The organism is Sarcina sp. DSM 11001 (genome assembly GCF_900101015.1).
Classification (GTDB): Bacteria; Bacillota; Clostridia; order Lachnospirales; family Lachnospiraceae; genus CAG-791.
The window spans coordinates 141,470-167,423 of record NZ_FNFZ01000006.1 but is presented as its reverse complement, the minus strand read 5'-3'; the positions used below and the strand labels follow the sequence as shown (position 1 = coordinate 167,423).

16 protein-coding genes and 2 pseudogenes are annotated in these 25,954 nt (G+C 49.7%); 4 read left to right on the top strand and 14 right to left on the bottom strand.

Going from position 1 to position 25,954, the window contains the following annotated elements; all coding sequences use genetic code 11:
- The 5 genes and pseudogenes from BLT02_RS04810 to BLT02_RS04785 form a co-directional block, all read right to left on the bottom strand.
- Window positions 1–2,383, bottom strand: a pseudogene (locus BLT02_RS04810) (InlB B-repeat-containing protein); the annotation flags it as partial.
- Window positions 2,384–2,636: 253 nt separating this feature from the next.
- The gene (locus tag BLT02_RS04805) at window positions 2,637–3,038 is read right to left on the bottom strand and encodes a hypothetical protein (protein ID WP_092992091.1); all 402 of its coding nucleotides are present in this window, start codon (window positions 3,036–3,038) and stop codon (window positions 2,637–2,639) included.
- 16 nt (window positions 3,039–3,054) lie between these two features.
- Complete coding sequence (locus BLT02_RS04800; RefSeq protein WP_092992089.1) at window positions 3,055–4,470, bottom strand: hypothetical protein; 1,416 nt, start codon at window positions 4,468–4,470, stop codon at window positions 3,055–3,057.
- A 702-nt stretch (window positions 4,471–5,172) separates the two neighbouring features.
- A complete protein-coding gene (locus BLT02_RS04790; protein ID WP_139187414.1) occupies window positions 5,173–5,373 on the bottom strand; it encodes a hypothetical protein in 201 nt (66 codons plus the stop codon).
- 306 nt (window positions 5,374–5,679) lie between these two features.
- Window positions 5,680–6,033 (bottom strand): helix-turn-helix domain-containing protein, encoded by a 354-nt coding sequence (locus BLT02_RS04785; protein ID WP_092992083.1) that lies wholly within the window; start codon window positions 6,031–6,033, stop codon window positions 5,680–5,682.
- A gap of 72 nt (window positions 6,034–6,105) precedes the next feature.
- Between BLT02_RS04785 and BLT02_RS04780 the strand changes: the two genes are divergently transcribed.
- From BLT02_RS04780 to BLT02_RS04765, 4 genes and pseudogenes are all read left to right on the top strand, one after another.
- Window positions 6,106–6,576 (top strand): type II toxin-antitoxin system RelE/ParE family toxin, encoded by a 471-nt coding sequence (locus BLT02_RS04780; protein WP_347474897.1) that lies wholly within the window; start codon window positions 6,106–6,108, stop codon window positions 6,574–6,576.
- Window positions 6,577–6,580: 4 nt separating this feature from the next.
- On the top strand, window positions 6,581–6,877 hold the full coding sequence (locus BLT02_RS04775; RefSeq protein WP_092992081.1) for a helix-turn-helix domain-containing protein: 297 nt from the start codon (window positions 6,581–6,583) through the stop codon (window positions 6,875–6,877).
- Between the two features lie 118 nt (window positions 6,878–6,995).
- Window positions 6,996–9,545: pseudogene (locus tag BLT02_RS17725) on the top strand (TIGR02452 family protein); the annotation flags it as partial.
- A gap of 45 nt (window positions 9,546–9,590) precedes the next feature.
- Window positions 9,591–10,160 (top strand): O-acetyl-ADP-ribose deacetylase, encoded by a 570-nt coding sequence (locus BLT02_RS04765; protein WP_347474898.1) that lies wholly within the window; start codon window positions 9,591–9,593, stop codon window positions 10,158–10,160.
- Window positions 10,161–10,323: 163 nt separating this feature from the next.
- On the opposite strand, the gene BLT02_RS04760 is transcribed toward BLT02_RS04765, so the two are convergent.
- The 9 genes from BLT02_RS04760 to BLT02_RS04725 all read right to left on the bottom strand — a co-directional run bounded on the left by BLT02_RS04760 (window position 10,324) and on the right by BLT02_RS04725 (window position 25,759).
- Window positions 10,324–11,334: a Panacea domain-containing protein gene (locus BLT02_RS04760; protein WP_092992079.1), complete on the bottom strand. Its 1,011-nt coding sequence runs from the start codon at window positions 11,332–11,334 to the stop codon at window positions 10,324–10,326.
- Between the two features lie 27 nt (window positions 11,335–11,361).
- On the bottom strand, window positions 11,362–11,748 hold the full coding sequence (locus tag BLT02_RS04755; RefSeq protein WP_092992078.1) for a type II toxin-antitoxin system MqsR family toxin: 387 nt from the start codon (window positions 11,746–11,748) through the stop codon (window positions 11,362–11,364).
- Between the two features lie 161 nt (window positions 11,749–11,909).
- Window positions 11,910–12,035, bottom strand: a complete 126-nt coding sequence (locus BLT02_RS18085; RefSeq protein ID WP_278277368.1) for a hypothetical protein — start codon at window positions 12,033–12,035, stop codon at window positions 11,910–11,912.
- Window positions 12,036–12,305: 270 nt separating this feature from the next.
- Window positions 12,306–12,713 (bottom strand): hypothetical protein, encoded by a 408-nt coding sequence (locus BLT02_RS04750; protein ID WP_092992076.1) that lies wholly within the window; start codon window positions 12,711–12,713, stop codon window positions 12,306–12,308.
- Window positions 12,714–13,282: 569 nt separating this feature from the next.
- On the bottom strand, window positions 13,283–20,617 hold the full coding sequence (locus BLT02_RS04745; protein ID WP_092992074.1) for an InlB B-repeat-containing protein: 7,335 nt from the start codon (window positions 20,615–20,617) through the stop codon (window positions 13,283–13,285).
- 143 nt (window positions 20,618–20,760) lie between these two features.
- On the bottom strand, window positions 20,761–21,873 hold the full coding sequence (locus BLT02_RS04740) for a GerMN domain-containing protein (protein ID WP_092992072.1): 1,113 nt from the start codon (window positions 21,871–21,873) through the stop codon (window positions 20,761–20,763).
- Complete coding sequence (locus BLT02_RS04735) at window positions 21,870–23,765, bottom strand: sensor histidine kinase (protein WP_092992070.1); 1,896 nt, start codon at window positions 23,763–23,765, stop codon at window positions 21,870–21,872. Before BLT02_RS04735 ends, BLT02_RS04740 begins: the two co-directional genes overlap by 4 nt.
- Window positions 23,766–24,044: 279 nt before the next feature.
- Window positions 24,045–24,746: a response regulator transcription factor gene (locus BLT02_RS04730; RefSeq protein WP_092992068.1), complete on the bottom strand. Its 702-nt coding sequence runs from the start codon at window positions 24,744–24,746 to the stop codon at window positions 24,045–24,047.
- A 62-nt stretch (window positions 24,747–24,808) separates the two neighbouring features.
- Window positions 24,809–25,759, bottom strand: coding sequence for a ComEA family DNA-binding protein (locus tag BLT02_RS04725; RefSeq protein WP_092992066.1), 951 nt, complete (start codon window positions 25,757–25,759; stop codon window positions 24,809–24,811).
- Window positions 25,760–25,954: the final 195 nt, after the last annotated feature.

Sequence of the window (25,954 nt, the reverse complement as noted above, 5' to 3'; positions counted from 1 at the left end):
GAGTAATCCCAAGTACATCCATGCACGCATTGTCATAGACACTTGAAATTGAGTAAGCTCCATTACTCTGTTTATTGAACCTCCAGATCTGTCTGCTATTTCCGGTAAATTCCTCTCCTCCGATATTATTCAACTGATTAGTCAGGTATGCATTGTGAGACTGGTTTCGGATATAAGCATAAAACTCCTCTCCCATGTCAACAGGAAGCGTATCATGAACTCTGGGAGTTTGGGTATCAGAACCGCCGGTATCCTCCCAATTCGGCGTAATGATCATCTGAAACCAGGGATAACCCTCATTCCTCATCTTTTTTGTACTAGCCGTTCTGGATCCAACAGTGTTACCTGCTACTGTTTCCGAAGTGGTAGCTGAATTATAATCACCGCCTCGTTCAATCGTTTTGAATATCCAGCCCCCATCACTATTTCGAGTTGTTGCATCCTCTGACACTATTGCAACATGCGCTGATTTATTCCATCTAAAGCCTTGATTCCATAAATCCGGTGTTGGTGTTAGTAAAACAATATCACCCTTTTTAGGCTGATAATCAATGTAAGTACTATAATCTTCAGACCATAACTTATGTACGGTTCCATAAGAAGATCCTTTATCTCTAAAATCTCTGGCTGCGGCAGTCGTAGGAAGAAGAGCTTCCGGCAAACCAGCCATTCTTCCGCACCATGATACAAATGCGGCACACCACTCATCTCCAAAGTGGCTAGGATTAATAATATGCATAAATTCGCAATAACCACCCAAAGCGTTTCCATTACCGGAAAGATCTACAGAGCCATCTGCTGCTTTAGTACTTGCCTTGTATCCCTTCTGACTCAAAGCAATCTGTACAAACCTTTCCTTCTGAGATGCGCCTGCATATTGATCCAATGTATTACATAATTTAGTATAGTATGGTCCTGATCTATATGATTCAGAAGTTGCAATCGGTACTGTTGCAGCACTTGCATCTTCATTTATTTGTTCACCTGCCTCATCCTGATCGATATCGACCGTTTCTTCCAAAGAGTCTTTGCCTTGAGAGTCTTCGTCTTGTTCTTTGTCAGGCTCGTCGACTTGCTCTTCAACCACCTCCTCGGCCTGTTCTCCAACAGGCTCTTCCTTAACTGTCTCCTCTTCTTCGGAAGGCTCAAGATTTGTTTCTTCTTCTGCGACAGTGGAATCAGATGTCCCCTCACTGGTCTCCTCTTCCTCCGCGTCTGAATAAGCCGCATCTTGAGCAGACGCAGCATCCTGCTCATTCTCCGAATCAGGCATGGTATATTCATCAGCAGCCTGCCATACAGCGTAAAGGACACAGTTATCCACAGGGGCATATTCTTCATCCCCCATCGTGACCAACTCACCATCTCTCTCCAGGCTCCATCCTGCAAAGATCATGGTCCGCCCATCTGGATCCACAAACACAGGAAAAGCAGCAACAGTCCCGTCAACAGGGATATACTTCTCTACCACTTCTGCCTGATGGGCGTAATCCCCAATGGCATCATCCCACTCGTTTTCGAAGTATCCACCGTTAGCATTGAGTGTGACGGTATAGTACTGTACTTCTTCTGCCTCTTCCCCGGATGCTTCTTCAGTTATATCTCCTGTACTCGCAGATGCGCCGGAAATATCCTCGGACTCAGTCGTTTCCCCCGCGTCCGCCGGTACATCTGAAGTATCCTCAGTAAAATCAGTTACTTCATCCTCTTCGACAGGGTTTTCCTCTGACGTTACTGCGTCCGCTGATTCTTCTGCCGCATAAACTTCTTCGAGTTCCTGTACAGAATCAGCCTGCTCAGTGCCTTCATCAGCCACTTCTTGTTCCCCGATTTCTCCTATGGCAACATCTTCAGCCTGCCACACAGCATAAAGGACACAGCTATCCACAGGAACGTATCCTTCCTCTGCCTGAGATACAAGCTCACCGTCTCTCTCCAGACTCCACCCTGCAAAGAGCATAGCCTGGCCCTCCTGATCAGTGAACACAGGAATAGCTGCAACAGTCCCATCAACAGGAACTAGCTTGTTTATCACTTCTGCCTTCTGGGCATAATCACCAATGGAATCATCCCACTCGTTCTCGAAGTACCCACCATTAGCATCGAGGGTGACAGTATAATACTGTGCTTCCTCTTCCGCTGATGCTTCTTCAGTTAAATCTGCTGTACTCGCAGGTGCTTCTGAAGTGTCCTCGATCTCAGATGTTTCTCCCCCAGCCACCAGTTCTTCTGAAGTGTCCTCTGTAAACATTTCTTCCGCAATCTCAGATGTTTGGCCCGGGTCCACATCTGTTGAAGCCGCAAAAACGCTGCAGGGAGCTGATCCTATGACCAGCATTCCGGAAAGCAGCATAGCTGTTATTCGTTTCGATAATTTACTCATAATGTAGACCTCCGATTTTTGGTGTGGGTTGGTGGAGTTGGGATAGAACAGTCAGTGGTTAATCTGTCAAAAACAAAATAAGCGCACACAGGCTCCTATGAGACATCCATCTCATAACAATAGCCCAAGTGCGCGCAAGCTGTCAGTCAACCGTCATTGTTCTGTGCCTTTCGTATGTGTAAGAAATTATTGAATCCATTATAAAATTGTGAGCAATCTGTTGTCAAACAGAAATGAGCTCCTCTGCTACGTTCTAAACAAACTCAATCAGCCCCTTATCCAGGCACACTTTCTCATTGAGCTGCTTCCGACCCACTTTACTAAACTGGACAATCAAAAAGCCACCCTTCTTTTCAATAACAACTCCCTCACCGAATTTCTTGTGACGGATCCTCTCAACCTTCTTGGCCCTCCCAGCCTTCACACCATGCGAAGCATTGTACTTGGCGTCGACGTTCTTTCCATTCTTCTGGTAATCCTCCCAGTCCTTAAATACGAACATCCCTGGCTTCTTCACGTCATTGTCCGGGACCTGCGGGATCGGAAACATCCACACTTGGCGATCAATACCATCCTCGCCGTGCTGCGTCTCTGTGAATGGTGTGTCAACTAAGGCAATCAGACAGCTATATGTGTAGCAGCCCTCGTTTCTCATTTCTCATCAAAATTTGTCATCTAATTACTTTAATGGCTTCTTCTGGATAGCCAACATTGAGCATATATCCATATGCATATGTACGATCAATGATTATGTTTCCGGTTTTTGAAGTTGTATATTTTTTTACAGTAGCGCTATCAACTATCCCAATAGATTTGATAAAAGAAGCATATTCAGCTTTTTTTCCAATTAATTGACAGCCCGAAGAATTTGCCCAGCTCTTATTTACCGGAGAATTAGAATCTGTGCTTCGTTGATGCACGTTAATTGCAGAACTCTTATCATCGTAATATTTTGTATTACTTGAAAATCTAAGAACATTTGCTCCTAGGATATTTAGAGCAGCATAACTTCCTCTGTGATTAACTGTTGTAAATCTATAGATCCCATCTTTAATTGTCGGCATATCGGTGCCGCCATTTTTCGAAGGGGTAAACGGATAGTCAGGAATTGTTGTACAATTTCGATTAAAGAATATTATTTTACCCTCTTTGGCAACAACACACATGGCATTCATTCTCATACTTGAAGAACTGTCATTTCCTGTTCCTTCAAACAAAAAAATGTTTATACCGTTACGATCTTCCATCAAGCGTTCTCCATATTTAGAGTTTATGCTTAAAAGTGCTTTATAAGCATTGTCAGCTTCTGATAAGCTATTTTCTTTGACAACTCGCTCGATCTCATCCGGATCCACTAAACTATAAATTTTTATATTTTTCTTTTCTCTTCCGACAATATTTCCTTTTCCCTCAATAATAATATAACCTTTACCTGCTTCTATATTCTTGGATGATGTATCGTTTATATCAAAGGTCTTGTCTGGAAGATATGGAATTGTTTTGTCTTTATACTTGACCAAAACCGGAGGACGAACTGGCTTGCCAGTATAACCATAGCTATCCCCATCTGGCAATTCTACTGTACATTCGGATATATCTAAGGGCTTTATCTGGATTGTTTTTTCTACAGTATCTTTAAAGCGACCTTTTCCGCTTACTTCTATTGTTGCGTTACCTGCGTCTGTTATTTCATCATATTTAATTGTATAATCCTCACCTTGTTTAAGGGATTCCCCTTTATAGGTTACTGTAATTTCCGGGATTATAGCCTCACCCGTATATTGCTCTTCCTTTATTAATATTTCCGCCTTATTGATTGAAATCAAATCATTATTGTCCCATTCACAGATAAAACCATATCCCAAGTTTTCTCCGCACCATTCATCATCCTCTCCTGCCATAATAGTATTATTACCACCCCCGGGCTTTATAGCGGAATACATGTAATACTTGTTTGTTCCCCAATAGCCTGGATCCATTCCAAAAATATCCGGCCTGAATTCTTCTTCTGTAACAAAAGAACGTGTTTTTGCATCAGGGGTAGAATAAATCCCAATCCAAAAGCCATTGATTGGGTACTCACCCATTTGGTTTATTTCTTCTTTATGCTCTGGAATATTTTTTATAAGAGTATAAAGGAATTCATACTCTTCAAGACTATTCGGTGTGACAAGATGCCCTCCGTTACGTTCACACCATTCTTTCGCCTACATCCAAGAGTAACTTTCCGTTTCTCTTTGAAAGGAAGGAGGGAGAATAACCAAATACTGATGGTCTTGAAACACCTGTATGTCTTCTTGATTGGACTCATCATTCTGCTGAGAGGCAAAAACAGGTAGATATGTAAGGCAGATAAATAATATCGTTAAAACAATAATTACTGTATTCCTTTTCATAGGTTTCTCTCCATCTTTATGATTAAACATATTCTTCCCTTAAAGCATTTCACACACACTCAATCAACCCCTTATCCAGGCACACTTTCTCATTGAGCTGCTTTCGACCCACTTTGCAAACTGGACGATCAAAAAGCCACCCTTCTTTTCAATAACAACTCCCTCACCGAATTTCTTGTGACGGATCCATTGCTGTACTGCCTTCTTTCCAGGCTTCACACCATGCTTAGCATTGTACTCGGCATCATCATTCTTAGTTATAGATTATTCGCCCTTCTCTTACTGACTTCTTTGTTTCTTTATTTTTCGTCTTTTTCTTCTTTTCTATTTTTTTCCATCAAAATGTCCTCCCGTCTACCTACCGAGAGAAGATTAATTTACACTAGACATGGCTTAGTATTCAAAAACCACATTTGCAAATCCGTATCGACCGCCTAACGTAGAAGTTCTTAACTCAATTTTCATATTATCAGAATGTGCAAGATCGATTTCTATATACTTAGAAGTTACATTTGAACTTAATTGAATTTCCTCTACAAATTTATCATTAAGAAAGATAGATAATGTCGCATCAGCTTTTTCGGATCCAGCCAATCGCCCAACATCCATGCTTATTTTAGAAAAATTCCTCTTCAAATCAAATAAAGCATAACCGCCACCGCCACCGCCTGCTGATCCAAGTAAAACAGAGGGACGGTTCTTTTGTATCTGTCCCCTTGTTCACACTGACATAAACAAGGGGACAGACACAAAAGGACCGTCCCTATAGACTATTCTCGCTGATAATCCTCTGCGCTGCCAAGCTCAACTGTAAGTACTCGTTGCAGTATCTGGTAGTCTCCAGATGTAAGGGGAATGTTAGGAGTGAGCTTAATCAGATAATACATTTGTGTGTGATCGCTATTGTTTTTTTGAGGCTTTCAATTTCCTGTAGTAAGAAAGCACCCTGTCTCGGGCGGGGTTCTTCTTATCAATTATATCTGTGATCAATTCAAACAGTGCAGGATCGACAGATTTAGAGATTACGAATTCTTTTGGTTCGCAATCTTCAGTTATACCAATTAAATAATCGGGAGAGGTTCCCAACTTTTGTGCCATAAATACAATTGTCTGATGGGAAGGCGTCCTGGATGCTGACTCATAACGCAGATATCCCATTTTAGATAAACCGAGCAGCCTTGCCGCCTCAGCTTTGTTAAGTCCCCTGGCCTCACGTATTTTCTTTAATCTTTCCGGCATAAACAATGATTCCATAAGACACTCACACCTCTCTTACATGTCGACAGTATCTGTTGGATACAATAATATAAACAAACAGAGTAACCAATGGATATATTCTATAACTTGATCGTTAAAATGGCAAGCAGAAGCCAGGGAACAGTATCCTTGACAAATATGTCGTATAAAACATATAATAATATTGTAAGCTGGAGAATAAAGATGAACATAGATGTAGACTTTTATGAATTACCTGATGGAACCGAACCAGTCAGAAAGTTCCTGAACAGTCTTGACATAAAAATGCGGGCAAAAATGTACCGGGAAATTGATCTGCTGGTCATAAACGGCCCAGAGCTTAGAGAACCGCATTCTAAACATCTCGAGGATGGAATATTTGAACTGCGCGCAAAGCAGAGCAACGATATCAGTCGGGTTCTATATTTCTTTTTTATTGGGAAGAAAGCGGTTTTGACCAATGGATTTGTAAAGAAGACAAAAAAGACGCCAAAGAAAGAGAGGGAATTGGCAAAAAGATATCGCAGGGATTACGAAATGAGACATCCAGATGGGAGGTAGTGTCATGGGAAGCTATGTGAAATATCGTGATGAAGAGTTAAAAAAAGACCCTCAGCTGAAAGCAGAATATGATGCCCTTGAGCCGGAGTATGACATCATTCAGGCGATGATCAATGCCAGAAAGAGCCAGAATATGACACAGAAAGAGCTTTCTGAGAGGACTGGTATTACGCAGGCAGATATCAGCAGAATTGAAAATGGAACTCGAAATCCCAGTCTTGAAATGGTCAAACGGCTCGCCCGCGGGATGGGAATGGTGTTGAAACTAGAGTTTGTTTCAGAAGCAAAGTCGTTTAAATAGAAAACAGAGGGACGGTTCTTTTGTATCTGTCCCCTTGTTCACACTGACATAAACAAGGGGACAGACACAAAAGGACCGTCCCTATAGACTACGGCAAACCGGGATAAAGGGAGAAACTATGAGACAGGATAACATTGCAGTGTTTCAGGATACGATGAAAATCCTGACGCAGGGATATTACAAAATCGGGGATGAAAGCAGAAAACTGAAGCTGACCCGCGAGCAGATGGAAGCGGCAAGGGTATTCCTGCCTGAAGACATTGAAGCGATTTCCAGGGAGAAGGGTATTAGACGTGTCTGCGTGTTGGGAAGATGCGGATACGGCTGTGTAAATGCGGATTCCTTCAGTCTTGCCAGAAAGCGCCGTGAACAATTCTCATCCGGTTTAGAGAGGAAGGATGCAAAGCCGATCCTCGTGCTGAATCTTGCCAATCCGGTCAATCCCGGCGGCGGTGTCCGCCGCGGCGCAAAAGCGCAGGAGGAGGATCTGTGCCGAAAGAGCTCGCTGCTTCTGTCGCTGGAAAGCGAAAACGCGCTTCCCTATTACAGATTTAACCGGTCACTTGATACCTATATGGGTTCGGATGCGGTCGTGATCAATCCGCAGGTGGAGATCATCAAGGACGAAGACGGTAATCTTCTTGAGGATACTGTTGTTGTGGCGGTCATGACCTGTGCTGCGCCGATGCTGAAATACGGCATGGAAGGAATGTCGCGGAAAGAGTATGAATCTCTGATGTATAAGCGGATCACCGGTATGCTGCAAGTGGCGGCGTACATGGGATATCAGTATCTTATCCTTGGAGCCTTTGGATGCGGCGCGTTTCGCAATGATGCCCGCCTTGTCTCCGACTTGTTCTACAGAGCCTTAAAAGAATTTGATTTTCATGGCATGAAAGAAAAAGACGTGTTCCGCAGGATCGATTTTGCAGTCATGGATCATACTGTCGATCAGTATAATTTCAAAGAATTCTCCCGTAATTTTGCCCATTTCTATCGGGATGAGGATCAGGAGGAAATCGACCGGGCCCTTGAAAAAAAGAAGGAAACAGAGATTCACCTGGACGCGATCCGCGGCTGTATCTATGGCGGCGCTGTCGGAGATGCGCTGGGATACCCTGTGGAGTTCATGTCGGAGAGAGATATTTTATTTAAATACGGATCCGGAGGAATCACTGCGTTTGAAAAAGATCCTCTGACCGGGAAAGCACTGATTTCTGATGATACGCAGATGACTCTTTTCACGGCAAACGGTCTTCTTGTCCGTGATACGCGCGGGGCAATGCGCGGAATCAGCGGCTGGCCGAGACACTATGTGGAAAGGGCTTATCTGGACTGGCTGTTGACGCAGGAATCTTCCATGCAGGAAGTAAACAAGCATGAGCGCTATACAAATTCCGGCGGATACTCCTGGCTTTTGGATGTTCCCGGCCTGTATTCCAGAAGGGCCCCCGGAGGCACGTGTCTTTCCGCCCTTGAAGAGGAAAAGAACGGGAAAAGATTTAAGGATTATGTAAAAGCAAAGCGGAATGACAGCAAAGGCTGCGGCGGAATCATGCGTGTGGCCCCGATCGCGGTCAACTATCAGATGATGGATATAGAGCAGCTGGATATGGAGGGGGCGCAGCTGGCGGCCATAACCCATGGCCACTCTCTCGGATACATGCCGGCCGCCGTGCTGGTCCATATTATCAACAGAATCGTGTTCCCTCCGGCAGACCGGAAAATGTCATTAAAAGAGATCGTCCTGGAAGCCCGGGATACAGCGGCAAAGATCTTTGCGGGAGATTCTCATCTGGCCGATCTGATCCATATTATTGACCTGGCAGTGACGCTGTCCGAAGATGGATCCCGCAGTGATCTTGACAACATTCATCAGCTCGGAGAAGGCTGGGTCGGGGAGGAGACTCTTGGAATCTCCCTGTACTGCGCCCTGAAATATCAGAATGACTTTTCCGCCGGAATCATTGCGGCTGTCAATCACAAAGGCGACAGCGATTCGACCGGGGCAGTTACAGGGAATATTCTCGGAGCCCTTCTGGGCTATAACGCGATCGACGATCAGTGGAAGAAAGACCTGGAGCTTTCCGACGTCATACTGGAGATTGCGGATGACCTCTGCCACGGCTGCCAGATCTCCGAGTACAGCCATTACCGCGATGAAGACTGGGAGAAGAAATATATTTATATGCGGCGCCCGGTCAGACAGCAGCCATTCGTTTTTTTCTGGAAAGAAAATGAAGAGAACGGATATCTTTCAAACTGGTATCGCTGCAAGTTCACGGTCGATGATTTTGAATATCTGCATGTCGAACAGTATATGATGGCACAAAAGGCAAAACTGTTCCACGATTCTGTCAGGTATACAGCGATCCTGCAGGCAACGGAGCCCCGGGAATGCAAAGCCCTCGGAAGGGAGGTGGCCCCTTTCGATATAAAGACCTGGAATCAAGTGAAATTTGACATTGTGAAAAAAGGAAACCGGGCTAAATTCGAGCAGAATCCGGATCTCAAACAGAAACTTCTTGATACCGGAAACGCGGTTCTCGCAGAGGCAAGTCCGCTGGACAAGGTCTGGGGGATCGGGCTGGATGCCGCGGCCGCCGCGTCTACAGACATGGCGCAATGGCCGGGGCAGGGGCTTCTGGGGATCGCTCTCATGGAACTGCGCAGGGAGTTTTCCGGCGGTGCAGGAAAAGAAACCGAAGTTCGTATGGTAAAGGGAGACATCACAAAGATCTCCGATGTGGAAGCGATCGTAAATGCCGCAAACAAAAGCCTGCTCGGAGGGGGCGGCGTGGACGGTGCCATTCACCGGGCGGCCGGGCCAAAATTGCTGGAGGAATGCAAGGCACTCCACGGGTGCAATACCGGCGAGGCCAAACTGACAAACGCATACAACCTTCCATGTAAATACGTGATCCACACGGTCGGACCGGTGTGGGGCGGCGGAAAAAGAAAGGAAGCACAGCTCCTTGCGGACTGCTATCGGAATTCTCTGCAGGTGGCTGTGGACCACAAGATTCGCAGCGTGGCCTTTCCGTCAATTTCAACCGGCGCGTACAGATACCCTCTGGAAGAAGCCGCAAAGATCGCCGTTGCCACAGTAAACGAGTTCATTGAAGACCATCCCGGCGAACTCGACCTGGTCGAATGGGTCCTTTTTGATCAGAAGACCTATGAAGCCTACGACACGAAGCTGAGCCAGCTTATAGTTTCCCGGATCGTCCATTCCCCCAGGCTGGATGAGATCAACCGGGCCCTCATGGACGGGCTGATCTGAATCCGGAAAGGTTTCCCTGGTCAGCATAAAAAATCCGATATCGACCTTGTATAGCCCTTCACCACGGACTCGATGCCGATTGACATCAGTGCCGTTGTGAAGGGCTTTTAACTCTTCTGAGCCTTATACTCTGACTTTATGAACCGGATTTAGCCGCTATGAATCATGATGCTTTATCAAGCATGTCATGAATATATGTCCGCAGGCCGTCCTCCGTATCTATACCGTATTTCTGGTTTATTAGAATATAATACTTCATGATCCTCTCTTTCGGCAAAAGTTCACTGGAAGGAATGCTGTCGCCGTATCCTTTCCTCGCTTCTATCCATGGATCCTCATTGTTCGTGATCTTCTCCAGTACCTTTCCGCCATACATCCCGAATGTGTTCACTACAAGGTCGATAACCCGCTTCTCGTCATCCGTCAGGGCATCCTCCATTCCTTCCAGAAGCGCAAACCGCGCATCATCGCTCGGATTATATTTGAAATCCCGGAACAGGTCATATACTTCAGGATAAACCGGACCGTGTATCCATGCCCTGCAGTCCTCTCCAAAAATCGGTCTTCCATACAATGCGGAATACACGCCCTGGATAAAATAAAGCAACTTCTGAAGCATGAGAGGCGTCACCTCTTCCAGCTTTTCAAAGATATACGCGATTACCCGGAGCATCTTATCTGATACGGAAAACAGGCTCTCTATGCTTTCGGCCGCTGCAAACGCCTTCCTGTATGCCGCATCCGTCAGTTTCTCCCTGTTCTTCATGAGTTTCTGCTTCATGTAAGCCGGGGATGAAAGCGCCGCCTTAATGATATCCGAATACTCTTTGGAAGGCACCTGTCCTTCCAGGTATCTCGGTATCGTCACCTCTCCGAACCCAAGCGCCAGGGACAACGGAGCCTTTCCAATCTTATATATCTTCATGATCTTTTCGATATCGTCAATAGATACAAGTCCCTCTGCCGCCCTGTACTGTTCATCGATTTCCTGAACATTCTTATCAATAAGACCCGGTATGCTCATTTCCTCTCCGCACTCCGCGCAGACAGCCACGGTGATTGCAAAGATGTATTCCTTATCCCTTATAGTCTTTACGATGTCCTTCTTCTGCAAAAGGTACTCGGTCTCTTTCCTGCACTCTATACAGAAATCTCTTCTTTCCTTCTCTTTCATAATGGTCACTTCCGATTTGCCTCCTGATTATCTGAAATAGTATGTAAGCGGATACTTCTGTACGTGGAACGAAATAACGATCACAAAACAGTTCTCCAGCTTATTGAACTTGATATACAGAGATACTGTTTTTTCTTCTGTCCCGTTCCTCTCCAAAAGGGTTACGTCCTTGCCGAATACATACAGCTTTTCGTGCTCATATCCCTTATGCTCATTCTGCAGGATCTCCGAAAAATCCATTACAGTCAGGCTCAATATGATTTCTTTTGCTTCCGCCTCGTCAATAATATAATCCAGAAACAGATTGATGTTGTCCTGACGTCTGGCGTTCCGGTCAAGCCGGTAGTTATCCCTTTCAACAGCTTCCTTCACCTCGGAAAGATACTGCTCTATGTCTTTCTGATCTATGTTCAATCACTTTATTCTCCGCAGAGTGCATGATAGGTTTTTTAATTTATTTCATCATAAATATGTGCCATTGATTGCTTTTTGTCAATATCCCATCATCAAAAGCGGCAGGAAAATTTCCCGCCGCCATTTGACACCATATTCAGTTATGATTACCCGCTCCGGCCTTATACTGCTTCCCTGTATATCCCGGTCAAATGCTTCTTTATCCTGCGGAACTTCCTGGAGATAGTGTTCTGCGACACGCCCTTCATCTTCGCGATCTCTTCCTGCACATAGGTGCCAGGTATCATAAATTCAAGCCCTCATACCAGTGAAGACATTGTAATGGGATCAGGTACCCGATTGGCATTTTCCTCCTAATAACCTGACAGCAAAAAAGCCGCCAGATCAGCTCTGACGGCTCTTTTCCACTATGGTTTATGAAATATGATTATCTGATTTTGATCTTCACACCCTCCTTTGCGATGCGAATTCATAATTCCAAACCAGAAGAATTATAATCAGTACTGATTCCACGTAAAGGATATGTAACGACCCTTGTACTGCGTCATTTGCTTTGATCAGCAAGAGGGCTTCCACACATAAAGACCTTCACCGGCAGCGATTGCTTTAATCAGTTCCAACAGTTGAGGATCAGGATTAAAGACCGTCATATGCGTATCGTCCGGCTCGGAGAGAATCATGGATTCGCCAAGCATAATATAGAGATATCTTTTTCGCATCTCCCTGGCAATATGCTTTGGAGAAGGATTAATCACAGCTTCTTCATCTATGGATATATCTCTGTAGCAATTCAGTTTCAGCACTAAATTGATATGCTTCCGTTTAATCTCTTCAAACTGATTATCCTTAAGGTAGTATTCTTCAACAGCAAAGTATTGTCCGAGACTGTTTTCCGGCACCTGCATCGGCAGAATGTCGATAATATAGTATGGAGATTGAAGCAATTGTTCGATCTTGTCATTCATTTCAAACCCTCTCAGTATCAACTCCCGACAGAATCAATTATACCTTCATTCCGGAACTTCGTCAGCACATAACATCCATATTCCCTTTTTACCCGCAGGTTCTACGGCACCCGTAATTTGCCAGCTGGTTCAACGACATCTTAATTATGCCCGCAGATCCGACGGCACCTTAGTTTGCCCTAAGGTTCAACGACACCTTAGTTTTCCCTCAGGTTCGACGACATAAAAAGAAACGTTTGTGCGAAAGAAGATTTACGAAAATATTCAGTAAGTCGGTCTGTGATCTGTGTACCGAAAATGAAAAAAGGGCCGGAATTCCGCGTAGTTATGCGGTTTCCAGCCCTGTACACACTGTTTTAGAATCTCCATCCCTATCATCTTCGCTCCGGCGCATGCTGCCGGTACAAATAAACCATACTTTGTGGCCATGGGCGAATGCCCGCAAACATGTATGAATACTTAGAACAGCACCTTAAGAGTGGTAATGAAGGCGGTAATGGAGGAATCGTCTCCTGTTTCTTTCAGTTTCCTAATTATTCTTTCAGTTTTTAAATTTTTCTTTCAGTTTCTTAATTTGCAAACATGGCGGATGCGGTCTGGTTGTAAAGGTAAAGCGCCTTGCCGAGATTGCTCTCAGTTTCCTTGCTCTTGATGGCACAGGAGCGCGCGTAGGTCAGCACTGACATCGTGAGCGTATAGGTATTCGTGCCATCCGAGATTGAGTAGAGATTGGTGTCCTGCAGATGGTTCGAATACACGCCGGCATTCAGAGCAAGGTAGTACGCGCCGTCCGAACGCTTTTTGAGCTCAGCACTCTGTCCGCCGATCATGTAAGTAAGGCTCGACGGTTCGACATCCGTAAAGCCCAGGTACAGGCGCAGCGTGTTGTCGGATTCCAGCATCGCCGAGATGCCGCGAATGCTGACGCCCGGTGGCAGTGTGCCTGAACGGCTTGCAGCATAGTTGATCAGTTCATTCTCTGTTACCGCGCCCACCGCAGTGCTCACCGCAAGGTCGTCCGCATGATAGTTAAAATAGATCTGTGCCGCCGTGCAGTAATCCTTCGCCGCTGTGCCGAGCGCTTTTTCTTTGTCCGTTTCCCCGTTGGCCGCAAGCCAGTCCAAATACCGCACCAATGTATACTGGACGCCGGTATCTGTGTAGTCATTGTCCCTGAGATTGCCCCTGATCACAGCCGCGCCGCCCTGTCCGTCGAAGACTTTTGCGGTGATGGTGTCTCTGGCTTCCTTCGCTGCCAGCAGGATGCTGAACTTGTGCCCTTTGCCTTCGACATACTCCGCCTCTTTGATGTAAAGGGTTTTGCTGTTTCCAGTTTTTTCATTGGTGAGGGTCACATAAGCGTTCTGATCCGAGAGCAGGATTTGTGGAATAATAAAGTAGTAGTTCAGCTTGATTTTGTCGTTGAAAGAACCCGTCACGCCCTTGATGGTGACGACCGGTATCCAGGCCGTCAGGGTTTTGTTGGCCAGGAGACTTAAATCGGTCACCCCGCCAGGCTCAAAATTCTCACTTCCGTCCGTAAACGGCTGCTCCAGGGTCACCGTGCCTGCATAGGAGGAAGCCTTGATGCTGATGTCATCTCTCGTGGCGGCCGTATAACCGAGCGTAGTGGACACATCGGAGCCGTCCTTACCATTGCCGATGCCATAACTGCCGCTTGCGTCGATGACGCCGCCGGTGATGGTGACTGTGCCGCCCGATGTGTTCCCCTTGCCGCCGCCGATGCCCGCGCCGGATCCGCCATCGGTCGTGATCGTGCCTCCGCTGATGGTGATCTTGCCGGGAGCAGCGTCGCAGCCACCGCCGATGCGGGCTCCCTGCCCCTGATTTACTTTGGTGGACGTGATGGTGCCGCCGTTGATGGTGATCGTGCCACCGGCGCCGTCGTCGCCGCCGCCGATGCCCGCGCCGTCGCGGCTGTAGGTTTGGATCGTACCACCGTTGATGGTGATCGTGCCTCCGGCGCCGCCGCTGCCGCCGCCGATGCCCGCGCCATTTTCACCGCAGTTGGAATCTGTCGGACCGTTTGCGGTGATATTGCCGCCGTCAATGTTGATCGTACCACCGTCACCGTTTTTACCACCGCCGATGCCCGCGCCATTCACGATGTACGCGGTGATGTCGCCGTTCGTGATGGTGATGTTGCCGCCGGCGCCGCCGTTACCGCCGCCAATGCCCGCGCCGCAGCCATCGCCGCTGACGTCTGTGCCTGTACCTTCAATATTACCATCGTCTGAACGCGCGACGATCTTGCCGCCGCTGATCGTGATCGTGCCGCCGCTGCCGTCCTCGCCGCCGCCGATGCCCGCGCCGTCCCCGCAGTAGGAATAGACCTCACCACCTGTGATGGTGATGCTGCCGCCGCTGCCATTATTGCCGCCGCCAATGCGCGCGCCCTGGGCGTCGCCGACAGCCATGGCATCGATCATGCCGCCATGAATCTTGATCGTGCCGGCGTCACCGTTCTCGCCGCCGCCAATACCCGCGCCATCCTTGCTGAGGGTCTCGATATGATCGCAATAATAGATCGTGATGTTTCCGCCCCCGGCGCTCTCGCCGCCGCCGATGCCAGCGCCGTCGTCGCCGGCGTACGCTTCGATATTTCCTCCGTATATGCTTATATTGCCGCCGGTGCTATTTCGGCCTCCGCCGATGCCAGAGCCGTTGCTGCCGCCCGTGGCGGTAATGTAACCGCCGTAAATCGTGATATCGCCGGTCAAGCGGCTGTCATTGCCGCCGATTCCGGCGCAATTATCATATCCCGTGGCTTCGATGACGCCCCCATGGATGACGATATTGCCGTTATCGTGCTGTGAATAACCGCCGATGGCCGCGCCGCCGGCAGGCGTAGAAATGATGCTGCCCGCGTCCTTGTCATTTCTCTGGGCATAAATCGTCAGCGTGCTGCCCTGGGGGACGAAAATGCCCTTCACATCGAGGGTATGGCCATTGCCCAGGATCAGGTTCGTATCTCCCGTGAGGAGAACGCGGCCGTCCACCGTGACATTGTTGTTCAGATAGTACCAGCCGTCGGTCATGCCGCCGTCCTCTGGTACTGCGCGGACTTTATTCGCGGTTTTAGTTTCAGATACAGTTGCCGTACCGTTCCAACTGAGTTCGTCATAGAAGATACCATTCAGAACCGTATCAATCTTTGCCTCGCCGGTGTCCAGCACGATGTTATACCCGGCATTGTCTGCGTGGAAGAACGTTTCCGGATCGGTCGTGCCGTTGTTCACGCTGTAGCCGCTGGTGATAACAACCGCGCCGCCGGAAGAGGACACAAAAAGGTTCGCTCCCTGGTCCAGCGAGCCGGTAACCTGTATGACCGCGTTTTCGGCCAGGTTGATGTTGTTGGCGATTTCATTCTTCTTGTTGCCGGTAACCACGGGGCTGCCGGAAACGGTCATGGACGCCGTTCCGGACACATGCACGCCGCCGCCGTTACTGCCGCAGATATTGTTTGTGATGGAACCGCCGTTCAGGTTCAGAACCGCTCCTGTCCTATCCGGCAAGTAGATCCCGCCACCCCAGGCGGCGGATTTGTTGCCGGTAATACTGCCACTGATGATAGTCAGCGTGCCGCTGTTGTAAATACCTCCGGCACTATCCGAGCAGTTACCTCCGGTGATCATGCCACCGCCGAGACTGTCAGTGATGGTCAGACTGCCTTCGTTCAGGATGACATGGCCGTTCACTGCAGCTTCATATTCCGTCAGACCCCGGTTCAGGGTATGGCCGTTCAGGTCAATGATGATATTCTTATTGCTGCCGACCTTCAGGGCGGCATCAGTCTCATAGGTCGCCGCGAAGTCCTTATCCAGCTTGATCGTCGTACCGTCGGGAGCGCCGTCGATCACCATCTGAAGCGTCTGCCAGCTATTGATTTCGACATCACATGCTTTCAGTGCTCCTCGGGCCAGCAGGCTGTTGTCAGAAACCACACCAGGCATGAATATTTTATCCAGATTTTGTCCGGCATTTCCGGTGTACTTGCCAAAAGACTGGTTCAGAGTCACCGTACCGCCATAAGAGGAGGCGGTGATGCTGATGCTGCCCTTTGTCTCTTCCGTGTAATCGAGGGTTATGGCAACATCAGCGCCGCTTTCGCCGCTGCCTATGCCGTAGCTGCCGCTCGCGTTGATGACGCCGCCGGTGATGGTGACTGTACCGCCCGATTTGTTTTCCTTGCCGCCGCCAATGTCTGCGCCGGAACCGCCATTGGTCGTGATCGTGCCGCCGCCTATGGTGATCGTGCCGGGAGCAGCGTCGCAGCCGCCGCCGATGCGGGCTCCCTGCCCCTGATTTACACTGGTGGACGTGATGTTGCCGCCGTTGATGGTGATATTACCGCCGGCGCCGTTGTCGCCGCCGCCGATGCCCGCGCCGTCGCGGCTGTAGGTTTGGATCGTACCACCGTAAATGTTGATCAACCCGCCGTCGCCGCAGTTTCCGCCGCCGATGCCCGCGCCGTTTTCACTGCAGTCTGAATCCGTCGGACCGTTCGCGGTGATCTCGCCGCCGTAAATGGTGATGGTCCCGCCGCTGCAGTTCCGGCCGCCGCCGATGCCCGCGCCGTCGCTGCCGCCTATAGCCTTGATCTTGCCGCCGTAGATGGTGATATCGCCGCCGGTTTTTCCGTCATTGGTGCCGATACCCGCGCAGTGGTCGTAGCCCCTGGCCTCTATCGTTCCGCCATGGATCACGATATTTCCGTTGTCATTCCCGGAATAGCCGCCGATGGCAGCACCGCCCTGTACGCTTCCCGGATGAGAGATGATCTTGCCCGCATTGTCGCCGTCGCTCTGGCTGTAGACCGTCAGCGTACTGCCCTGAGGGATGTACAGGCCCTTGACGTCAAAGGTGAAGCCGTCGCCGAGGATCAGGTAAGTGTCGCCATTCAGGTCCACGCGGCCGTTAATGGTGACGTCGCGGTCCAGATAATACCAGCCGCTGAACCCTAAGATGCTATTCGGCACTGGCTCGGCATTATGCGCTTTTAGCGTGCTGGAAACAGCATTATTCACCCAGGAACGCTCATAATAGTCCACTACGTCGTCACTGTTTACGATCTCCGCCTCTCTGCTGCCATCATTCGTTATAATACGGTATCCTATGGCGGTGAAATATTCTTCCGGGCTTTCGCTGTGATATGTGCCGTAGCCGGAGGTGATGACGCCCGTACCATTGGCTCTCGTCACATACAGGGACGCTCCTTCCGTAAACGCGCCCGTGACTTCCATGGTCGGATGGTTGGCGCGCAGATAAATATTATCGCCCTGCTGCGCGGTGTTGTCCTCAACGATGGGATTGCCGGACACGTTCATCGTGCCGTTCTGCAGAATGCCGCCGCCCTGGCTTTCCTCGCCCTGTGCCTCATTCCTCTGGATCAGGCCTCCGGACAGCGTCAAGGTGCCGCTCTCCGCGTTATAGATGCCGCCGCCGTGCAGGCTGACGGCGGTATTCTGCGAGATGCTGCCGCCGGTGATCGTCAGCGTGCCGGTGTTATGGATGCCGCCGCCGCTGGTGCCGGCTTTGTTGCCGGTGATATTGCCGCTCTCCAGCGTCATCGTGCCGTAGTTGATGATGCCGCCGCCGCCACCGTCGGTGTTGCCGCCTTTGATATTGCCGCCGGATCCGCTGCCGGAATTTTTGATGACCAGCGTGCCTTTGTTGACGATGACGCTGCCGTCAGCCTGCGCCTCAAGGTCAGTCAGACCGCGATCAATGTCATAACCGTTCAGATCCAGCGTGACGCTTACGCCGTCCGGGATCTCCAGAGGCTGCGCCCCGGGGTACGCGGTGTACGATTTCGTCAGGGTCACAGTCCCTCCCGCGCTGAGGAGCCCCCGCAGTTCCTTCCAGGGCCCGGTGTAGATGAATGCCGCATCCACGGTCACATCTGCAGCAGGCATGGTGAAGGAAGCGGTATAATTCCCGGTATCGTCGTCCCATACAGGAACCAGCGATATCGTTTCCTGATGTCCCCCGTCACCCGATATATAGGTCGCTGTCAGCGTATCCAGCTCATAACCCGCATCCGGTGTGACGGTGAGGGTCACGGGATCGCCCGCGTAAACTCTTGAGGGATCCGCGCTCACGAAACCGTGTTCGATCTCGCTAATCTCGACTTCATAAGCCGGCCGCACGGCAAGGGCTGCTTCGCCTTCCGTCGTCGAGACAACCTGATAGTCGTTGCTGTCACTGAAGAAAGCAGACGCATCTGCATGGCCATTGCTGCTCAGGCCGGATGTAAAAACAACCGGCGCGTCATCTCCAGGCGTGGCAGAGGTGGAGACTCCGATTTCAGCGGGATCATACAAATAGCTACCCACGTAAATGTAGTAGTTTTCCGGTACATTGACGTTAAAAGACCTGCCGCCGCTGGTGTTGTCTTTGATGACCGGGCAGCCGTAGATCTCAAAGGAACTGTTGTCAGCTAAATAGACGGCCGGACCGTTTTCCGCGGAATTGCCGGTGATTTCCGTGGAATTATCGGTGGGGGAGACGTGAGTTAACACAAATTGGGCTTCTTCACCGACATAGACGGCAGAAGCGGTATATGCGGTATTCTCCGTAATGCTGCCTTCGGTCATCATAAAGCCGTTAAAGCCGCTGTTCACATACACACCGCCGCCGGCGTTGTTCGCTGTATTACCGCTGATTGTTGCTCCTTCTATCCAGAGATCAGCAGCAGACGAGCCAGTGGCATAGATGCCGGCGCCATTTTTCGCTTTGTTGCCACTGATGGACACCCCGTTGTGCAGCTCAAGACGGCTTCCATATCCCTCAAAAAAAATGCCGCCGCCGTTACCGGTGTTGTTCCCGCCCGTAATGGTGCCGGGACCGTACAGTTCCAGGGTAGAGTCGTTATAAACCAAAAATACATAGCCTTTGTCCACCGCCTCCGAATCAGCCAGGCCGCGGTCGATGGTATAGCCGTTCAGGTAGATCGTAATATGCTTGAGACCTTCGGAACCCAGGTCGAGCGCTTTCTCCTCCGGACCGGCCACATATTTCCGTTCCAGGGTGATGCTGCCGCCGACTTCACATTCATTGATCATCTGCTGCAGTTCGGCAAAGGAGCCGCTTACGACCTGGTCGTCCCCTGCGGCGTCACCCCCGTCGTTCATGGCTTCGGACTGTTCGAGTTCCTCCGGCACCGGGATTTCCTCCTGAACGGCATCCTCCCAATTGTCTTCGCCGACGTCTCCATCTGCAATGGATTCGTCCGCAGGGGATTCGATGGATCCGCTTCTGGTCCCGGCGGGCTCACCCACATTTTCGTCTTCGGCAGCCTGTTCAGCCTGATCTTCAAAAGGCTCTTCCACCTGCTCTTCAGCAGGCTCTTCCGTCTGTTCTTCCGCAGACTCTTCCACCGGCTCTCCAGCAGGCACTTCTGTCTGCTCTTCCGCAGGCTGTTCCATCTGTTCTTCCGCAGTTTCTTCCACCTGCTCTTCAACAGGCACTTCTGTCTGCTCTCCGGCAGGCTGTTCTATCTGTTCTTCCGAAGGTTCTTCCACCTGTTCTTCGACAGGCTGTCCCGGCTGCTCTTCAGAAGGTTCTACCATCTGTTCTTCCGCAGGCTGTCCCGGCTGCTCTTCAGAAGGACCTACCATCTGTTCTTCCGCAGGCTGTCCCGACTGCTCTTCCGCAGCATCTTCAGCAGCGTTTGTGCCTGTCTCCACTACAGCAGATTCATCCACAAGAACCGGATCCTCCCCGGCGGATGATCCACTCTCCGGGGAAAATCCATCTTCCTCAGCAAGGATGTCCGCAGTCTCCTGAACGGCAGGAGGCTGCGATGCAAAAACTGGTACAGCGCCTATGCTCCCTGAAATCATCATAATACTCAGCAATATGGCAATGATACTCTTTTTCATAAAACACACCCTCCGGCAGACAAAAACAGTATAAGAATACGATATACAAATTATAACCAATCAACAATCAATATGTAAATTTATTTTATCATTTATTGTATTGTGTTCCCGGGCTAAAGCGGTTCCAGATGATCAACTATGCTTCATTTCGTCAAAACAATGTCCGTATTTTTGTGAAAGAGCTTGTCTGAATCAAGGGAAAAACTTCCCGGCGCCTGTCCTTCCGCCCCGTCGACAATGATCTGCACCTGGCGGATCGCCGGGAGTTCGGTCAGGGAATTGACGATGGAATAGACGGCTACTTCCGGCGAGTTGGGAAAGGGTTCAAGCAGGAAGGAGCTGTCCAGCGTGACTGTACAGATGTCATCGCGGGTCACGATGTTGATGATCTTTGTCTCAGGGTTCACGGTCGTATAATTGAAGTCCCCGTTCGGTCCCCGGATGATCTCTTCGACCACCAGCCTTTCCATGGGGATGTTACTGTTAAAGACAACTTCCCGGTAGGTCTCCACCAGTTTTTTCCCGTCCTTTGAAGCAAAATACAGGTGGATCTCGGACCGCTCAAAATTGATCATTTCTCTGCCGGAGTTGTAGATAAACTGATCGGCTGTCATGTTTTCGGATTTGTTTCCACGATCGTCGACCAGCAGCGCGCCGTTGACGCGGATCGTGACCCGGCGGATGCCTTTGACCCCGCACAGGGTGTTGACGACAGCAGCCCTGGTGAGTTTCTCGGTGATCATATCCAGTTTTTTATATTCCGATGTAAAATCGAGAGTGATCGTGTGTTTACTTATGGAAAAGTCCCTGCAGGAAAAACCTTTGACAGGGGCTCTGAACCCTTCTTCCGTGTGATCCTCTTTAAGAAGGTCAAGCAGCGCCTCCGCTGTTTCCCAGGTTTGTTCGACATTGTCATTATGCGGTGCATCTGTATCCGGTGATTTTGAAGCAGTTTCAGGTGTTTCCGGCAATTCAACATCTCTGGTCACAAGGGCGTTTATTTCCGGTGTCAGATAAAATACTGTATACTTTTCCTTTTTATTGTCTTTATTTCCGCAGGCGGAAAGTACGAGGAGCAGGGCGATCAGTACGGCAAAATGTACGATGCCCCTCATCAGGGAATCCTTTCCGGCTTTCAGGACCAGACCGGGGGTTTCCGGGCTTTTGGCCGCGTCCTGTACATGCTGCCTGTGCCGGGATTCCTCTGCGGTTCTTCGGGACAATTCCCATCGCGGAGTAACAGTTGTTTTTTTCATGTCTGTTCCTCCTTTTTCGTCAGACCGGTATTTTCTCCTGCGCTTTCTGTCAGGTTCCCCGGCGCTTTGTTTTCTGCTTCAGCTTCTGATTTATAGTCTTGTCTGTCTACTGTTTTATTTTCTCTTTTGTCTTCTGTTTTATTGTCTTTTCTGTCGTCTGTTTTATCTTCTTTTCTGTCTTCTTTTCCATCAGGCAGGAATCTGCGCCTGGAAACGCGGACAGTTTTTTCCATATATTGCTTCTGACCGGCGCGGCTGCGGCGCCAGTTGAGGAACCGGCTGATCTGCCTGTGCTGGCGGCCTACATGGAGATCCATGGGCTGGGCGGAATAGCGGAGGGGGATCCTGACGACAAATGTAGTGCCTTCTCCCTCTTTGCTCGTCAGGGTGATCGTGCCGTGATGGCGGATCACGGCGCTCTTTGTGATGGAAAGGCCCAGGCCTGTTCCTCCGATCGCGCGGGATCTGGATTTGTCGACGCGGTAGAATCGCTCGAAGATGCGGCTCTGTTCCTCCTCCGGGATGCCTATGCCATTGTCATGGACGGTGAACTGGAAATATTCGTGGTCAGCATCCACTGTGACGGACACCTCCCCGTGCTGGCGGTTGTATTTGACCGCGTTCTCCACCAGGTTAGTCAGAACGAGATTAATCTGTGTCTCGTCCACCTCGGCGACCACTTCGTTTTTGTGCACCAGGGTCAGTTCAATATCCCGAAGCTGCGCGATGGGGCTCAGGCGTCTGAGCACGTTATCCGCCAGTTCGTTGATGTCTGTTCTGGAGACCTCCAGATCCATGTCGGTGCGGTCCTCCCTGACCAGAGCCAGAAGGTCGGAGATGATCTTGTTTTCTCTGTCGATCTCGTTGTCGATGTCCTCCAGGAATTCCCGGTACATAGCCGGATCGACATTTTCCTCCGACAGGAGCGAAGCCGCGAGCACTTTCATGGAAGTCATGGGGGTCTTGAGCTCATGGGAGACATTCGCGACGAACTCCTGCCGCGACTGGTCCAGTGCGTTCATTCTGCCCAGAACATTGTTAAAGGCATCGGCAATATGTCTGGTCTCCGTATACATGGGGGCCTGGATCGGTTCGTTGGAGTACCCCTCCTTGACCTCACGGATATCGATAGAGAGCTTTTCGAAGGGTTTGACCAGAAAGCCGGAAATCAGTACACAGGCAATGAAAATAACGACCAGCATGACCATCTGGAGCGACCATGCCTTGCTGCGGAGGATCTCTTTGGTCTTCTGGATATATTCCGTGGATGTGCTCGCCAGTAAAACCCCGCGGACACCGTTGTTCGGGCTGTTCTCAGCAGAACCGGCCTCCGGCTTTATGATCGCCTGACCGCTGCCGTCCTCAGCCTCTTCCGGACTTTCATCCTCTTCCAGATGTACGGAGGAGTCCCTCTCCTCGGTCGTCCTGGTCTCGATGATCGGGATCACGACTTCCAGGTAACCGTATTTTTCATCATAATTCTGCAGTCCTGCGCGGTCACCTGTCTGCAGACAGCTGATCACATCCTGAGAGACGATCGTCTTGTTTTCCGATATTCCATAGGTATCCTTGACAACCGTCAGAGTGGGGTCAATGATCAGAAGCCTGCCGTCGTACAGTGTTGAAAACTCCGAGAGCTGGGCGTCGACCTGGCCCGAATCCTGATTGACCAGATAGTTGCTGCTGATCAGGTGATTGGCGACAGAGCGCAGCTGTCCCTTGACCTGTTCCTCACGGACTTCTACAGCACGCTGTTCATAGCTGTCCAGAATGCCGTTCTGAAGCAGGATGCACGGGATCACGCCGACCAGAAATATGAAGATAAAAAAAATGACCCGCAGACTTCTCAGGAATGTCAGTCTGTCAAGGAACTTTTTGATTTTTTGTAGCATACTGCCGCGTCGCCTTCCCTCATTCCGGGAGGTAATGGGAAGGGAGACAGGGGAGGGCTCACTGTCCCCTGTCTCTTAAGGGGACAGAGAACCCTCCCCTGTTTCCTTTCCCAGTTTCCCTTGTGTAAACCGGACCAGGAAAAAGTCCCCTGGTCCAAATCCTTTTTGTAAACCGGACCGGGGATCCGTCCCCTGGTCCATGCAGTCCCATGATCCATACCTATGGACTTATCTCTCATGGGTACTTATCTCTCGTGTGTAATTATCTCTCGTGTGTAATTATCTCTCGTGGCTGCGGAAATAGTAGCCTACGCCCCATTTAGTCTGGACGTATTTGGGTTCGGAGGCATTGTGTTCAATCTTTTCACGCAGGCGCCGGATGTGGACATCCACGGTACGGACGTCGCCGGGGTAGTCCTTTCCCCAGACCATCTGCAGGAGCATGGCGCGGCTGTAGACCTTGCCGGCGTGTGTCGCCAGAAGCTCCAGGAGTTCGAATTCCTTGCTTGTGAGGTTGATGTCCTTGTCTCCGATCATGACCCGGCGGTTGTCCTGGTCGATGCGCAGGTCTCCTACTATGATCATGTTTTCACTCAGGGCGTCCTCCTGCCTGCCGCGGGAGGTGCGGCGGATAATGGCCTTGATCCTGCCCTTGACTTCCAGCGGATTAAAGGGTTTGGTGACGTAATCATCCGCCCCGTAATCGAGGCCGAGGATCTTGTCCATGTCATCCCCTCTGGCTGTGAGCATGATGACAGGTACGTCAGAAAATTCCCTGACCTGCTGGAGCACCTCGAAACCGGAGAGTTTGGGGAGCATCACATCCAGAAGGACAATGTCATATTTTTTTTCTCTGATCCTGCTGACCGCCTCCTCGCCGTCATAGGCGCAGTCTACCTCGTATCCCTCCTGCATAAGGCTGAATCTGAGGCCCTTAACGATCATCCGCTCATCATCCACAACTAGAACTTTTGCTGCCATAAATTACTCCTTCTGTCATCCGACGATCCGAGGATCTGTCGAGAATTCCGTCTGCTCCGTGTTCAGCGCACGGTTATATATTCCTTTAGTTTCTCAAAGCCCGCGTTCTTTATCCCCGGGACCTTCATGATATCTTCGATCGTCTCAAAGCGTCCGTTTTTTTCACGGTATGTAATGATCTGTCCGGCTTTTGCCTCTCCGATCCCGGGCAGCGTCATAAGCTGCTCGCGGGAAGCGGTGTTCAGGTCGATCCTGTCGTCCTCTCCGGAAGTGGAAATCCCGCCGGGAAGTTTCTGTCCCGATACCGGCAGGTAAGGAGAACCGGTTCCGGTGAGGTCCGGATTTTCCCTCAGTGCCTGTGTCTCTTCCTCGGTGGGGATCCTGATCTGCGAGGCATCCTCGACCACTGCGGCCAGATTGAGCCAGGAAGTGTCCGCGTCCGGGGCAAAGCCGCCGGCTGCATCCACAGCGTCACAGACTCTGCTTCCCTGAGGAAGTTTATAGACGCCCTGCTTTTGCACCGCTCCGCAGACATGGACAGTCAATAAATCAGTCTTTAAATCAGTTTCTAAATCCGTCTTTAAACCGGTATTTATACCGGTATTATCGTCGCCGGTCTTCTGCTTCTGTGACTGTTCCTCTGACCGACCTTCCGCGCCGTCCGGCTCCTGCTTCTTTGGCTGTTTCTCTGACAGGCCGGTTCTGCTGTCTATACTGCATTCATTCTCTGAAATTTCAACAGGCGGATATGTCTCAAGAACGGGCGCGCTGCTTCTGCCGCTGCAGCCCGATACAAAAAGAAGCAGAAACAGGATCGCCGTGTACAGCCGTGTAATGGATCTTTTCGTATTGTGTCTGTCTGTATTGTGTTTATCTGTATTGCATCTTTCTGTATTGTAACTTTCTGTATTGCATCTTTCTATAATATTGTATCTTTCTGCATAGCCAATAAGCCGCAGCAACCGTAGATCCCGGACTGCTGCGCCAAACCTATTAAGCCGTTTTATGGACATCCGACAAAACCTCCGTAAATCCTTACAGCGGCTCTGCCTGTGCGGTTAACATATTGTAACATTTTCGTTATATTTTATAAAGGAAATTTTCTGTCCATCTTCGTTTTTTTCTGTAAAAAATGATCGTCTGGTAAAAAAGACTGAGAGCCTGATGAATTCGCTTCAGTAAATGGTTTATATATTTTTTAAACAATA